9 protein-coding genes are annotated in these 15,634 nt (G+C 49.2%); 5 read left to right on the forward strand and 4 right to left on the reverse strand.

The window, feature by feature from the left end; all coding sequences use genetic code 11:
• The first annotated feature begins 89 nt into the window (after window positions 1–89).
• The 5 genes from BWI97_RS05430 to BWI97_RS05450 all read left to right on the forward strand — a co-directional run bounded on the left by BWI97_RS05430 (window position 90) and on the right by BWI97_RS05450 (window position 5,065).
• Complete coding sequence (locus BWI97_RS05430; RefSeq protein ID WP_102200288.1) at window positions 90–1,523, forward strand: SusD/RagB family nutrient-binding outer membrane lipoprotein; 1,434 nt, start codon at window positions 90–92, stop codon at window positions 1,521–1,523.
• Window positions 1,524–1,671: 148 nt separating this feature from the next.
• Window positions 1,672–2,310, forward strand: a complete 639-nt coding sequence (locus BWI97_RS05435; protein WP_158242693.1) for an MgtC/SapB family protein — start codon at window positions 1,672–1,674, stop codon at window positions 2,308–2,310.
• Between the two features lie 73 nt (window positions 2,311–2,383).
• Window positions 2,384–3,112 (forward strand): DUF4476 domain-containing protein, encoded by a 729-nt coding sequence (locus BWI97_RS05440; RefSeq protein WP_102200290.1) that lies wholly within the window; start codon window positions 2,384–2,386, stop codon window positions 3,110–3,112.
• 97 nt (window positions 3,113–3,209) lie between these two features.
• Window positions 3,210–4,040 (forward strand): formyltetrahydrofolate deformylase, encoded by an 831-nt coding sequence (gene purU / locus BWI97_RS05445; RefSeq protein ID WP_369826540.1) that lies wholly within the window; start codon window positions 3,210–3,212, stop codon window positions 4,038–4,040.
• 14 nt (window positions 4,041–4,054) lie between these two features.
• Window positions 4,055–5,065, forward strand: coding sequence for a low specificity L-threonine aldolase (locus BWI97_RS05450; protein ID WP_102200292.1), 1,011 nt, complete (start codon window positions 4,055–4,057; stop codon window positions 5,063–5,065).
• Window positions 5,066–5,449: 384 nt separating this feature from the next.
• Here the strand turns inward: BWI97_RS05450 and BWI97_RS05455 are convergent, their stop codons facing one another.
• The 4 genes from BWI97_RS05455 to BWI97_RS05470 all read right to left on the reverse strand — a co-directional run bounded on the left by BWI97_RS05455 (window position 5,450) and on the right by BWI97_RS05470 (window position 15,460).
• The gene (locus tag BWI97_RS05455) at window positions 5,450–6,253 is read right to left on the reverse strand and encodes a tryptophan-rich sensory protein (RefSeq protein WP_158242694.1); all 804 of its coding nucleotides are present in this window, start codon (window positions 6,251–6,253) and stop codon (window positions 5,450–5,452) included.
• 84 nt (window positions 6,254–6,337) lie between these two features.
• On the reverse strand, window positions 6,338–6,781 hold the full coding sequence (locus BWI97_RS05460) for a hypothetical protein (RefSeq protein WP_102200293.1): 444 nt from the start codon (window positions 6,779–6,781) through the stop codon (window positions 6,338–6,340).
• Window positions 6,782–6,893: 112 nt separating this feature from the next.
• A complete protein-coding gene (locus BWI97_RS05465) occupies window positions 6,894–11,159 on the reverse strand; it encodes a T9SS type A sorting domain-containing protein (RefSeq protein ID WP_102200294.1) in 4,266 nt (1,421 codons plus the stop codon).
• Window positions 11,156–15,460 carry a T9SS type A sorting domain-containing protein gene (locus BWI97_RS05470; RefSeq protein ID WP_102200295.1) on the reverse strand — a complete coding sequence of 1,435 codons (4,305 nt, stop codon included), beginning with the start codon at window positions 15,458–15,460 and terminating at the stop codon, window positions 11,156–11,158. Before BWI97_RS05470 ends, BWI97_RS05465 begins: the two co-directional genes overlap by 4 nt.
• Window positions 15,461–15,634 lie beyond the last annotated feature (174 nt).

Below are 15,634 nucleotides of genomic sequence, written 5' to 3' on the forward strand. Positions count from 1 at the left end.
GGGTTTTGAGTGAACAGATCTTAGGTAATAAGTCAACAAGATTAACTCAAAACTCTAAACCCAAAACTCAAAACTCAACTCATACTCCCATGAAACGTATTTCCCAATTATTGCTTCCGCTGACGCTGGCTTTGGGGCTTTCGGCCTGCCAGAGTGAGCTGGAAGACATTAACAAGAACCCCAACGAGGCCACACAGGGCCAACCTGATTACGTATTAACGAACGCTTTGAAATCCAGTGCCGATCTGGTGATGGGTTCGGATGCGTCGATGGAAACGACCGTACTGTTTGTGCAGTATTGGGCGAAAATTCAGTATACCGACGTCGATAAATACACGACGAGTCCGACCAACGTACAGAACATCTGGACGAACACGTATACGCAGGGACTGAACGATTACGCGGAAGTGATCCGCCTGGGCGAACAGGCTAAAAATCCGAATTATCAGGCCGTAGGACTAATCATGCGTTCCTGGTCTTTTCAGGTACTGACGGATTTGTACGGGGATATTCCTTACTCGCAGGCTTTAAATATCGACCAGTACTTAACGCCGAAGTACGACGCTCAAAAAGACGTATATACGGGTTTGTTGAATGATTTACAAAAAGCAGTCACGCTGATTGATGATACGGGAGCTAGTCCGATTTCGGGCGATGTAGTCTACAAAGGCAACATGAAGCTCTGGCGGAAATTTGCTCAGTCGCTGCGGTTACGGATTGCCCTGCGAATTGCGGATCGCGATGCCGCTACGGCGAAAACGGTTATTTCCAGCTTAAGCAAAACGGACCTGATCGCCGGCAACGAGGAAACAGCTCAGTTTACCTACCTCACGTCGCCCAACCAAAACCCCGTCAACCGGGATCGCGAAACCCGTGACGATTACCGCGTCAGTAAGACCATCGTAGATAAGCTCGTTCAATTAAAGGATCCCCGATTGAGCGTTTACGTCAACAAAACCGCCGACTACACCCCGCAGGGCTACATTGGGGTTACCAACGGCTTACCGGCGGATTCAGCGGCTCGTCTGGGCTTTACGAAAACATCGAAACTGGGCGATTACTTCACGGCGGCTTCGGCTCCGGCGGTATTCGTGAACTACGCTGAAGTATTGTTCAACCTGGCCGAGGCGGCTCAGCGGGGCTTCACTTCGGATGACGCTGCTACGCTGTACAAACAGGCCGTCACCGCTTCTCTGCAACAGTATCGGGTGACTGCCGACGAGATCAGCAAATACTTGGCTCAGCCTTCGGTAGCCTATGACGCAGCCAACTACAAAAAATCGATTGGAGAACAGAAATGGCTGGCCTTATTCGGCGAAAGTCAGGAATCCTTTGCCGAGTGGCGGCGACTGGATTATCCGCAACTGAAGCCCGCGTATGCCGGAGTACTGAATGGACGGATGCCCGTACGCCTGACCTATCCCACGGGCGAACAGGCACTTAACAACGCCAACTACAAAGCAGCCGTCGCCAATCAGGGAGCTGATTTACTGACGACGAAGTTGTGGTTTGATGTAAACTAGAGGGAAGATGTTTTTAGTGAATCGGTTCGTACTTATTCACTGGTTTAACTCCTTAAATAATCTATTTTTAAGCCCCGTTCTTACCTTATCGGTAGGAACGGGGTTTTTCGTGCCTGGGGCATACGTTCAATCAACCGTAAGAAAATTCATGGAATCGTTGCTCGATCAGCCCATCGTTCAGATGATCCTTTCGCTCGTCATTGGCGTAATTATTGGACTGGAACGCGAGTATCAGGGCAAGCCCGCCGGGGTACGTACGTTTACGCTGATTTGCCTGGGTTCGACCATTTTTACCATTTTATCCCGTCGGCTGGGGGCTCCCGACTCCATGGATCGTGTGGCTTCCAACATTGTGACCGGGATTGGCTTTCTGGGAGCGGGGGTCATTTTCAAAGAACAGGATCGCGTGGCGGGCTTAACTACGGCAGCCGCCATCTGGGCGACGTCTTCACTGGGCATGGCAATCGGGCAGGGCGATGCAGTACTCGCCTTCGTGGGAGCGTTTCTGTTACTGGCCGTACTCTTTGTATTTCAATTCGTGGAACGCTGGATCTCCGTCCATTTTCATACGCGGCATTACCGACTCGTGTACGAAGATTCTTCCCGGGCCTACGCGAAATTGCCGACGCTGTTCAGGCAGTTCAATCTCAGAGCCAGCCGAAAGAAGCAAACGATCCATCAGAACAGCTTGCTTAGTCACTGGACCGTGCACGGATCGCTCAAAAATCACGAACAACTGGTACAGGAACTAATGAAAAATCCGGAGCTGAAAGAACTTGATTTTTAGGCTATTTTAACGTCTGTGATTTGGGCAAATACGCAAGTTTTCGTTCGTTTGAACTTCTGAAGACGTTATAGCCATGAAACCTTTTGTACTCCTCCTTACACTATTCCTAAGTCCATCGCTCAAAGCCCTGGCTGACGTAGAATTTTTCCTTGAAACCGCCGTGGGTACCTCCCTGACGGTGGTTGTCAACGACCAGTCCATGACGAATGCCACGGGGCGTTTCCGCTTTTTTGACTTGAATCCGGGACGGGCTCAGGTGCTGGTATACCGGGGCCGGATGCTGTTGACCCGACAATGGGTGCTCCTGTCACCCGAAACGCGTACGATGGCGATGTTACACCCCCAGTATGGCTTCCGCATTCGGGGTACGCAACGGGTAAGAGGTAATCTGTTCGACGAATTACCGGGAAGAGATCAAGCGATTCCTTCGTGGGACGATCAACGGGATGATACACAGCCTTTTCCGGGGGACGAGTCAAATATCCCGCCCCGTGATTCGTATGGTTCGAACCATGACGTCATGAGTGCGGGAGAGATGGACGAATACCTTAAAGCTCTGGAGCGTACGTCATTGCTCAAACGGATGGATTTTATTCGGCAGACCTTGCCCCGACAACGCTTCAAAACGACTCAGCTGGTGGAGATCATGCAGAAATTTGCGTTTACCAAAGAGAAAATGGAGATCGCCAAACTGGGTTGGGAGTCTGTAGCCGACCGGTACAATTTTGACCTCATTTACGAGCAGTTTTCCTTTCTCTCCGAAAAGAATGAATTGCGGGCGTACTGCGACAGTCACCGCTAACGGTGATTCCCCGTAACTAAGCTGCCGCTGACTTGGAAGGCCCGCCGAGAATGACGTTTTTTGTAAAACGTTATTCACCCCCTAATCGTTACTGTCCTTGTATATTCTTCGTATTGATTGTCCTGACGAGAAAGGACTCGTTCATAAAGTTTCCGGTGTACTGTACCACCACGAGCTGAATTTGATTCGTAATGATGAATTTGTGGACCGTACCCACGGGCATTTTTACATGCGTACGGAATTCTCGGGAGAGTGTCAGGAGGAAAAAATACTGAATGCCTTACGCGGAATTTTACCCGATGCCGTCACGATTTCGCTGACGACCCAGCGGCCAAAAAACGTCGTTGTACTGGCCACTAAAGAACACCACTGTCTGAGCGATCTGCTGATCCGAAATGCGTACCGCGACCTGAATCTTAACATTCTGGCCGTCGTCGCCAATCACGACGTACTGCGACCGCTGGTGGAGAAATTCAAGCTGCCCTTCCATCTGGTTTCGCACGAGGGGATGGAGCGGGAAGCCCACGAAGCGGCGATATTGGCGGCAGTCGAATCGTACGACGCCGATTATCTGGTACTGGCTAAGTACATGCGGATTCTTTCGGCGGAGTTTCAGCAACGGTATTCAAACCGGATCATCAATATTCATCACTCCTTTTTACCCGCTTTTGTGGGAGCCAACCCGTACCGGCAGGCTTTCGAACGCGGCGTGAAAATCATTGGTGCAACGGCCCACTTTGTGAACGAACACCTCGACGAAGGTCCCATCATTACGCAGGAAGTGATTCCGGTGAATCACACCAAAACCTGGCAGGAGCTGGCAGCAGCGGGTCGCGATGTCGAAAAGATTGCCCTGGCCAAAGCCCTGAAGCTGGTGCTGGAAGACCGGGTATTTGTGAAAAATAATAAGACCGTTGTATTTGAGTAATTCCCTTGAAAACCATGATCATTGACTTACGTTCTGATACGGTAACCCGCCCGACGAAAGCCATGCTGGAGGCCATGTTTGCGGCCGAAGTAGGCGACGATGTCTTTCAGGACGACCCGACCGTCAACGCTCTCGAAGCCAAATCGGCGGCATTGTTTGGCTATGAATCGGCCCTGTACTGTCCTTCGGGTACGATGACCAACCAGATTGCCATCAAAGTACACACCACGCCGGGCGACGAAGTGATCTGCGACGCGTTGTCACACATTTATCTCTACGAAGGCGGCGGCATGATGAGCAATTCGCTGGTATCGGCCACCTTACTGACGGGCGATTACGGTCGCCTCAACGCGGAACAGGTACGCGACAGCATCAAAGCCGATGACATTCACGCCCCGATTTCGCGGCTGGTATCGCTCGAAAATACGGTGAACAAAGGGGGAGGATGCTACTATGATTTAGCCGAAATTCAGCAGATTAAAGCCGTTTGCGAAGCCCACGGATTAAGTCTGCACCTGGATGGAGCCCGCTTGTTCAATGCCCTCGTAGAGACCGGCGAACGTCCGGACCAGTACGGACAGGTATTTGATTCGGTTTCGATTTGCCTGTCGAAAGGGCTGGGAGCACCCGTAGGTTCGCTGCTGTTAGGTACGAAAGATTTCATCAAAAAAGCCCGTCGCGTACGCAAACGCTTCGGCGGGGGCTGGCGGCAGGCGGGGTATTTGGCCGCTGCCGGAATTTATGCCCTGGATCACCACGTGGATCGCTTGAAAGAAGATCATCAGCGGGCCAAGACTATCGAAGGCATCGTACGCCGAGTTCCGGAAGTGATTGACGTTCTGCCGGTGTATACCAACATCGTGATTTTCCAATTGGCGGAAGGCTTACTGGCCACCGATTACGTCCAGAAACTGAATGAAAAAGGAATCCGTTGTGCTCCATTTGGCAAAGACAAAGTACGGATGGTGACGCACCTGGATTTCAACGACGATCACCTGACGGAGCTGGAGAAACGGCTGGTTTAAACGGGTTGTTAGTTGATTGTTGTTGGTTATTAGATAGTGCATCCCGGAGGTTTATCGCCTTCGGGATGTTTTAGTTTTAGTGAACTGGAGGTTTCTAGTCCCATACTAAAACCATTTGCACGAATGAAGCTATTCGAAAAAATAACACTGATTGATCGGTGTGGATTGACGAAATTTTCGACGTCGACGGGGTGGGATCGGCCCTGAAAGCATTCTCCCGGACGGATCGAATCCGTACATCAGGCATGACCACCGAAGCCCGTCAGTGATTATCCCGTACAGTGCTGGAAAACCTGCATTCATTTTTGGAAGAATAGAAGCTTTTTTTTACGATACGCCCCCCGTTTTACGCAACGAACGGGGGGCGTATGCAGGTACAAGGCTCTACTCGGCAGGGTTTGTTTCAGCCAATTCCTGCGATGGTTTCGCTTCCTGAAGTTGCGTTACGAAAGCTCCGGCCACCGTTAAAGCCAGCGTTCCTGCACACAGGGCTACGTCGTCGCGTTCGCCGTACTGCTTGCTGGCGATGCCTACGAAAGCGGCAATGAAGGGAAGCAGGTAGTACGGATCATTCAGCTTCTTCGCCATACCGATACCCAGCGTGGCGGTCGCAGATAACGCTCCGCAGGTCACTTTGCCTTTTAACGATTCCGGAATTTTGATGCCCGACTGCAACAGCAGATTTCCGGCACTAATCACTGAAGCCGCCGTCAGCCAGCCTGCATACAGACTGATTGATTTCTGAAAAGTGCGTTCCGGTTGCGGTACTTCCGTCTGACCAATTTCAAGGGCCTTATGTAGCATCAGAGCGTTGGGTAGTAAGGCAATGGTCGTCAGGGCTGAGGCCCGCCGACTGGCTTTATCATCCCGGGAAAAGAAATAAGTGAATACGTTATTCAGAGCATAACTACTCAGTAACCAGGGGACGGCTTTTTGATAGCGGGGATTGTCGAGCTGGTCGGGTAGGGCCTGGTGAATGGCCAGAGCGGTGGTGCCGGTATAAATGGTCGGCCACATGATGCCAAACGTTTCGTTGGAAGGCGTCAGCAGGTTTTCGTCAATTTCCTTTCGCTGTTTGCTGAAGGTACTGCGGCGTTGCGTACGGGAGCGGGTGTAGAAATAGGTGCCGACGATACTGCCGACGACGGCAATGGCAGTGCCAATCCGTTGCAATGAACTGGTTTTCATACGCTGGTGATAAGGGGTTACACTCAGCATCAGTAAGCAAAAACTCAGTGCCAGTTTGGTGGGCAGAAGACTCTAGAGCCGGGTTTAATAGATTTCCACTTTAAGATTTAATCGCCGGCCATAGGAAGCGTTGGAATCCACCGGAACGCAGATGACATTCAATTCCCGACCATAGTAATCTCTTCTGCCAGAGGTATAATTTACTTTTCCTTTAGGTAATAATACGCCATTAATTAATTCACCGATGGAAGTGGAATCCTGACGGTTGTAATTGACATTACAATAGAGTTTGACGGGTTGCTTCAGTTCACCCGTAATGCTAACGATGGCTACAACCGGATCAAAGCCATTGTGAATCGTGATTGCATCAGGAAACCGATCGGCTCCAAAGGTATACTGCCAGGTATGTTGGTTGAACAGATTCGCCAGCCATCCCAGTACCAAAAACAGAAAAAGAAAAGTACTTCCTGAAACGATCGTCAGTACTTTGATCACTCTTTTTCTGGCTTGTTTACGAGTGTTTTCCATAGGTTGGTAAGAGGTAGTGAGTTCTAATTGGACTGTTGATTGTACACGGATACCTTTCGAGTAGGGATAAAACGAAGAACGCCTCTTCTATCAAATAGAACAGGCGTTCTTACTAATGCTTGATTATTCGGAACGTTTGCGTATTTCCTTTTTCCAGAAAACGGAGCAGGTACGTTCCCATGGGTAAATCACTTACATCCAGATCAATATACGTGTCACTGAAATTCGATTCAGAAAGAAGGGTTCCGGTAAGGGAATAGAGCCGTACCTGATGGGTACCGGGCCGCCCTACGTTGATTCGTATTTTTTCAGTAGCCGGATTCGGGAAGACTTCAATAGCCGATACAGTTGGCAACTCAACAGACGTAACCAATTCGACGCGTAGCTGCGAAGGTTCAATCACCCGCCCTACACCACAGCCATTGACTACGCTGGCGAGTTTATAGACCGAGATGTTCTCCTGACGATCGAACGTCAGCGTATCAATGGGGAGCGTCAGCGAAAAAGAGAGGCTTGAAAATTCATTTTTCAATTCAACTTGCCAGTTAGGATCGCCCGTTAATTCAATGGGAACGGAAAGCTTCTGTCCGGGTAACGCATACGCCGTTTGCGTAAGTAGCCGGGCCGTAGGTTTGATCGCAACGGTCATCGGAACACCCGAGGCCGCACTGGCTGTATTCGGATCGGAAGCTACGACCATCACCCGGTAGCCGGAAGCTCTGGGCAAGGTTTCGGGAACGAGTGCTTTGAGTCGTTGTTGACCCCAGGGAAGGGTATTGATTGTTTTGAAATTCGTACCCGTTGAATCGGAGATTTGGATGGAAAACCGATTGTTAGCCGAAAAAGTACCGGTAGTCGCGTAGGAAACGTAAAGCGTATCTCCTGCACAAATCCGGGAGTAGTAGTTAGCATTGACTGCATCAATTACTGAAACGGTCCGTTCGCTGGGTGGATTAACCGTAACGGTTGCAGAACCGGTTCCTGCGGTTTTGCCACACGTGTTGACTAGCTCCCGAACGGTATACGTGGTCGTTTGGGTAGGCTTTACGTTGATAAACGCATACCCGTCGGCGTAGAAAGTACCCGTAGAATTATCGGATAAGGTATACGAAACAAATTCGCCGGTTTGATGCGGGGTGACAAATTGTAGGGTAGTCGATTGGCCCGGATTGATGATGGTGCTGCCCAGAAGCCGGTACTCCGGGACCGAGAGAATTCTTAACGATCGCGAAGTACGAATGACCGGACTGGTAGAAGCCAGCTCCAGCGTATATAGCCCCGGCGTAAAATTGGCGGGAATCTTCAGTGAAAAAGGTCCGGTACCCGTCCGGGTGGAATCCATCCGAATGGCTTTCCGGGTTTTGGTATTGATCAGTGAAAGGACGAAATAATTAGACTCATCGTAATCGCCCGAGAACGAAAACCCTGCTGTTACCGTAGCTCCCCGGCATAGTTCATAATGGCTAACGGTGGTTAGATTCAAAACGGGCTTCACCCGAACGGTAACTTCACCCGTAGCCGTTCCATAACCGCACTGGTTCGAAACGGACCTGATGGTGTACGTAGTCTTTTTCTGAACCGTTACCGAACGTGAGTACGAACTGACGAACCCATCTGACCAGTAAATCGTGCCGTACGATCCGTTTTTGAATTCTGCGTTTAAAGACACACTTTGTCCGCCTTCAACCATTTGATTAGGCGAGGAGAGTACGACCTGCGGAGGAATGACAGCATTAATCCACAGCGTATCCGAATGGGTCGCCGGGTTGGAAGTCATAATCCGGAAAGCGAATGATCTGACAGGATTACTGGCCGGCCATTCAAACTCAAAAAAACCAGCTTGTTTCGTTTGGACCAGATCGACAAACGTTAGCGGGGCATTGTAATCCGTTCGGGTACTTACCTGAAGCGTATAGGTTGTGTTAGCATTTGGCTTTCCTCTAACCACAAAGGGAAGTTTAATTTTTCCCTGAAGGCAGGGGTTCTCCAAACGGGCACTTGCGGGCCAGCTTACTCGCAGGGAGTCATTCGTAATGACTGTAATCTTGAATGAAGTATTGGGAAGGTTAACCGTACCGCAGACATTACTGATGGAGCGAATTTTATAATAAGTAGTCTGGGTGGGACTAAAATTTGCCTGAAGGCTACGTTCACTTGGGGAACTTAGGGTCCACTCTCTGGTGCCGTCCGAAACGACCATGGCCAGGGGCGGATAATTATTGTCGAATTCGGCAAAATAGGAAGACGTTGAGCCGGCTTTAATTTCCCGGGTATAGTTTTGGTATCTTAACCGGGCCTCTCCTGCCAGGTTAATATAAAAGGATTCGCTGATTTTTTCCGGAGCTGTAGAAATAATCCGAACGTAGATACTACCATATTTCCGGGTTTCTTCCGGAAGCGTAAGTGAGTAGGAGCCCTTTTGATTGACTACGCCTGATTCGAAATCTTTGTAATTCGAGTACGAGTCAGAATACTGGATTTTAAACGTATTCCCCGGCTGAAACTCCCCATACGTATCGAAATTAATTGCTAATTTCTGATCACGGCAGGCCACAGAAGCGGGTTTTTTAAGAAGAATTCCCTGGTTATTGGGATTTCTTACCGTTACGACACAATCGTCCTTTAAATCCGTACTGTAGCAAAGATTAGAAACTTTTACGATGGAATACGTTTCTGATCGTTGTATATAAAAGGCTTTATACCAGGGATTATCATACGTAGATTGAGAACCATCTGAAAAGGTTACGATGTTTCGATAACTACCCGTTGTCATAAAGGCAAGCTCGTAGGATTGAGGGGCGTCAATCGTAATATTTTTGTAATACTCCCGAAAGCGGGCGGTTGGTTTGCCGTGTAGATCAATGTAGAAGAGATTGTTCGTCTGATAATCTCCAAAATCCAGGGATACGTTTACGGTTCTTACTTCTTGATCGGAATCGTTTACGTACGGACTCGCCACAAAGCTGACCCAGTTTTGAGCAATCGTTCCCTGAATCTCATGGGGGGCAGTACCCGTTGAAAGGTTTGCATTGAAACGTACTTTAACCGGACCGTTCAGGTTTTGATTCGATTGGATACGGAAACGAAATACCTGCCCATCACACGCATCTTTCGTAGGAAGGGAGTCCACTAACAAGCCTTTGGTAAGGGCTATGCTGATGGGATTCCCTGTAATTTTTGCCGGTCCGCAACCCGTTTGAACCGAGGATAACGTATAAGTCTGGTTCTGCAGAAGCGGGTTCGTATATTTTACCGAAAATGAGCCTTCGGTTGGGTCGTTATATCCTCCTTCTCCGCTGGTCTGCGTACCGTCAGAAAGGATGGCGTGATAAGGTGAAATGCCTTTTACCTTAACGTTTATCGAAACAGCAGAACCATAAGGTACACGGGTTGGCTCATTGGTGAAAAGCTCGGCCGTTGGAGCAGAAGCAATGACCATCCACAAATTGTTATACGGGCTAACCGTCTTCGGGTTACTACTCACAATTCGTACCGAAAAGCGGTTGGTATTGTATCGGCTTAGTACCGACGGAACCGTGAATTTCAAAGATCCGTTTTCAAGTGTAGCATCCGTATCCACGTACTGGTTAGGTGTTTCCTGACCCGGATTTAATTGAGGAATCAGGCGGATTTTAAAGGTGTTGCCATTTACCCAATTTCCCCCTTCCGTACTGAAGTTTACGTAAGCAGGGTTTCCTTCGCAGGTGGCAAAGGGCGTAACCAGCGTGGCCTGAATGCTAACGGGATTCGTTTTGACGCGGATGAAACCAGTTCCGGTATTCGTGCCGCAGCTATTCTGAATACTTTTTACGTAGTAACTAACCGGTTTGTCAAACGTAAACGTTTGCTCACCTGACGCTTTAAACAGGTTGTCGGAGGTGTAAAATTTAAACTGTAGGGTATCACGACTACTACTATCCTGTAGGGTAATTGTCATGTCACTACTAGCCGTAAACGGGACTTTGGCTTGCGAATACTTATTCAATTGAAAGGAGTGTTCCCCTAAATTTAGAATAGGGTACGCCCCCACGCTGTTGTAATCCGACCAGTTACTGGTAAAGGCCGGAGACGTAGCAACGACCTTCATCCGATAGCGACCATAAGGCCTCAGGTAGTTAAACGTATGTTGACCCAGGCGAATGCGTAGTTTATTCCCTAAAACCCATTGAGCCGGAAACTCTGAATACTGATAACCATCGTATTCAATTCCGATGGCGAACTGATTGGTAGCAGCGAACGTCCCCGTGATCTGAACAGGAATGTCTACGTCGGTTTCAAAACAAAGCGTGGCCGGGGCCTTTTCAATCGTAATGGATTGAGCGTTTAACGGAAAATAGCTCAAGCCCAAACAAAGCAGTAACAATAAACGGTACATCATAATTTCTGGATACGGAACGTGAGGGCAACGGTGGCGTTTTGAATGTGTAAGAGGTAAATGCCTGGGGGTACTGCACGCAGACTAAGGTCTTCCTGAGTAGCCTTGGCTTCGGTTTGCTGAATGATCTGACCAATGAGAGTCATTAATTGCATGGTACTTCCGGGCTGAAGGCCTTCCACGCGAATCTGATCGGTCGTTGGATTGGGAAAGGCCTTAATCGCGTGCGAGGCCGTCGGTTCAGTAGCCGTAATCAGCTCCACTTTCAGCGTACTGGGGTCCAGTACGGTACCGATGCCACAAACATTGGTAACCTGCCGGATTTTGTAGGTCAAACTCGGCGACAGGGCTTCGATGCGAAGGCTATCCCGCAGGTTGTTTGTAAAAAACGAGGCGTAATGGGGGTCCACGCCCCAGCTTACGCTAAAGGGAGCATCACCGGTAAACTCCAGCGGTAATTTGTAGACGCTTCCATTCGCCTGCATAGGTAGTTGGGCTACGCCGAATTTCACGCTTGCTTTCTCCGCCGTAGTATAAAAAGTGGCACTGGCACTACTCATGCTGGACGGATCGGAGGCCACCACCCGAATCCGGTAGCCGGAGCCTTTCTTCAGGGTGGTGGGCAGGATGCCCGCCAGCTCCTGATCACGCTTACCCGGTAGGGTGGGCAGTGAAGTAAACTGCTGACCTAACGAATCTGACAGTTGAACGCTCATCTGATTCGTAGCACTAAAGGAACCTTTGGTTTCGTAACTGACAAAAATCGTATCGCCTTTACAGAGGTAACCATAGCCTGACTTCGTACTCACAAACTGCGTATTAATCATCCGCTCGGCCGGTGGATTAACCATGACCGTAGCCGAACCCGATACCGTTCCTTTCCCACAACCGTTGGAAATACTGGTAATGGTGTACGTGGTGGTTTGCGTAGGGGCAACGGATAGGTTTTGCTCTTTGGAATCGCTGTAAAAAACGCCTTTCTGACCCGTCGATAGTTCGTAATTGATCGTGGTTTGAATGTTCGAGGCTGCGTTTTGATTGATCAGCCGCAACGTTGAATACTGGCCGGGATTAATGGTATTCGAACCAATCAATCGGTAGGAAGGCGGGAAAGAAAGGTACAGCTGACGGCTTTCACTGAGTTGTGGCGAGGTGGTCATGACCCGCAGTTCGTAGAAGTCTGAACCCTCTAACTGGGCCGGGATTTTTATAGTAATCGTTCCCGAGACCGTAGTCGTCACCGAATCCAGCGGGATGAACCCTTTTCGGGCCGTATACAGACCCACCCGTATTTTATTGGAGGTACTGAATTCGCCATTGAGATAGTACCGAACCAGGAGTGAACTACCGCTACAAATAGCATTCGTCGAGCTACTAACGGTTAGTCGGGGCTTGACGGTACCCGTCACCTTCCCCGAAACACTGCCGTAGCCACAGCCATTGGTCACTCCTTTTAATTCAAAAGTGGTGGTTTTACTGATGTGTTCGCTAATCGTACCGGGATTAAACGGAAATTCCCGGATCGTACCGTCCGTCCACGTTACATTCCAGGGGCCCTGACCCGTAAAGGTAATTTTCATGGGTAGGCTGTAGTCAACCTGCGTAGGCCCATCAGCCGATAGCGTTGCTGTAGGGAGCGTTCCCAATTCAAAAGGCAAAGCCGTACTACGGATCTCTCCCGCCCGCAAGCGGATCAGGTACGCACCTGCGGTGTAGGTGTCAGGGATTTGGAACGCGGCCTGATTGGTACTTATAGAACTGGTAATTTCCCGGAACACGCTGTCTTTGGCAGCGGCGACTTCCAGCACCAGTGTAACGTTCCCAGGCATGGAACCGGCTATACCATAGGGAAGCTGGTAAGAGCCTTTGGTGCAAAATACGAGTTTCTGACTGGCATAAGCCGTAGGAAAGAAAATGCGGTACGGTTTCAGATCGACGTTCAGTACGCCCGAGCCGGACGTTGTACCACAAACGTTCGTTGCGGATTTGATGCGATACGCACCGGACTCGGGTGGGTAAAAATTAACAAAGAAACCACCGTAGTCATTGCCGGAGGCTGCCGGGTAATACGTCCAGTCCTGCTTGCCATTGGTGAGTACCAGCCTGGTTAGACTGGTCACATAGGTCATAGACTCTGATAGGTCAATAGGAATCGAATCGCCCGGTAACAAATCATTTAAAGTTCGTTCGTAGGTACGCAAGGATAGCGTTGGCTTTTTGTCGATGCGTAAGGGGAAGGCTTCGCTTTGCGTAACGGGGTTCGTGGAGACGATACGAACGGAGAAATTTTTGACTTCCGCAATCGGAATAGGGACGGAGCGGCCACTCGTGCCCTTGATGGTACGGAGATCCGTAACCTGGTTATTATCGATAATCCGCTGAATTCTAAATTCATTATCGGAGCCAAACGTACCCGTAGTCTGGAAGGAAAGGGGTATGGAATCGCCTACGCAGTAAGCCCTGGCGGGAAGCGTTAGAGAGATACCGTGGGAAGCCGGTTTCGTCAGCGTAATGATTGAAGTATTACCCGGCGTATTCGTTAAATCCGTTGTCTGACAGGTATTACTAACCTTTTCCAACCGATAGGTAGACTGGGCCTGGGTGGGACGTATTCTCAGGTTGGGATACGAATAAAGCGTATAAAAACTGGCCGATTCAGTGACGCGTAATTTCCTGCCGTCGCTTAGTTGTAAGTCATAAGGACCGCCACCCATGAGCTGAATGGGTAAATCGATATCCTGTACTTCGTTGATGCTGTAATTACGATACCATTCATTAAATACGGCGGAAGGCTTCGTCGAAATTCTAATTTTAGCCGTTTCAGCAACGTACGCTCCAGCCGTGATGAAAAGGTTAAAATCGTGAACGCGTACCATTTCATTGTTCGATAAAATAGGAAGGGTAAAGCGAAGCTGATTTGAACGAATCGTGGCCTCAACAGGCGTACCTCGGTATCCATTCGAATAGTCCCGAATCTGAACCGTAGCTGTTTCGGGTAAGGGTACATTGGATGTTAAAGACAGGGTTACGCTTTGTCCTTCGCAAAAAATTTGGTTGGGTATGGAATCTACCTTGAATCCCGCCTGAACCGTTACCGTAACGGGCGTTTTGTCTACCTGCCCGGCTCCACACCCCGTGCTATAGCTCTGAATGGTATAGAGGGTGGTCTGCGTAGGAAATGAAAGGTTATGTTTAGGACTATCGCCGTCGTGACGATACGTGGACTGGTCGCTTAAGTGGACGATCCTAGGATACGTGCCTTGCAGATCGAAATAAAAATTCGGTTTCTGACCCAGTTTAATCGTTTGATTGCCCGATGAAAAACGGGCGGTGGCCGGGTTGAGTATTTTTAAACGTACCTGATCGCTTGAACTCATCAGGTAAGGGTTTTCCTGAATGATTCGGACGGAATACGTTCGCTCCCAATCCCCGATATTTTCAGGAACGATAAAACGCAGAGCGTTACCGGAATACGAGGCCGGAACGTCCTTGTAGGTATCAAGTTCTTCTTCACCGTCGTAACTCAGTCGTGTTAGCCGGATTTTAAAGCTTCCGCTGGCTGACAGGTTTCCGCCAGCCGTCGAAACATTCACAACCGCCTCATTACCCGTACAGGATTCAGCCGGACTAACGGACGTGGTACGGATGGAAAAAGGATTGACCTTGATGGAAACGCTCCCCGTTCCCGAGCCCGTTCCGCACCGGTTGGAAACGGATTGCAGCACGTACGATCGGTTTTTATCGACCAAAATGGGCTCACTGCGTTTATCCCTCAGAGCGGAGGTGGTCGTTACCGTCACCCGCAAGCTGTCTGCCGTTAATTCATCCCTCAAAAGAGCAGTAATCGTGCTGCTTCCGAATGAAGAAAATTCGAGCGGGATAGTACTATTAGGGTTCGCCTGATACGACCGGGAAGTTAGGGTAACGACGGGTAAAAAAGAGGCGTAAAAGTAATCATTGCTCCAGTCGCTCACGACCGAAGGGTTCGTGCTCTTTACCCGTAAAATCGTAGCTGAAGAAAGCTGGTTTTCATGAAGTCCTGCCGGAAAGCTTACCTGAAAGCGGATTTTACCATTGGCGTACGTCGCCGGAATCTGGTGATAGGGGGTTCGATAGTAAGAATCACCGAACTCAACACTAAAAGAAGCCGAAACTGGAAAATTACCTTCTAGAGAGACCGGATACTCAACGAAGGATCCTACGCAAAAGTAGGAATTCGGTTTATCACCAATGATGATACGTTCATGCTGAGCTACAGCCTGGTAACCAAGCAGACATAGCCATACTACCCACAAAAATTTCATAAATCAAGTAAAGGACAACGGATAGGCGATGGGGATACTTAGACTTACAAATCTACTCTTTAAACAGAGAAATAAATGAATTTTTTAGAAAGATACGAAGAAGATTCGTCTTGTGTTATTTCTTTATAAACATATTCGTGATACAACATCTTAATCATTAATTAAAAGGCTCTA

The sequence above is a fragment of the Siphonobacter sp. BAB-5405 genome, from assembly GCF_002872335.1.
In the GTDB taxonomy this organism is placed as follows: Bacteria; Bacteroidota; Bacteroidia; order Cytophagales; family Spirosomataceae; genus Siphonobacter.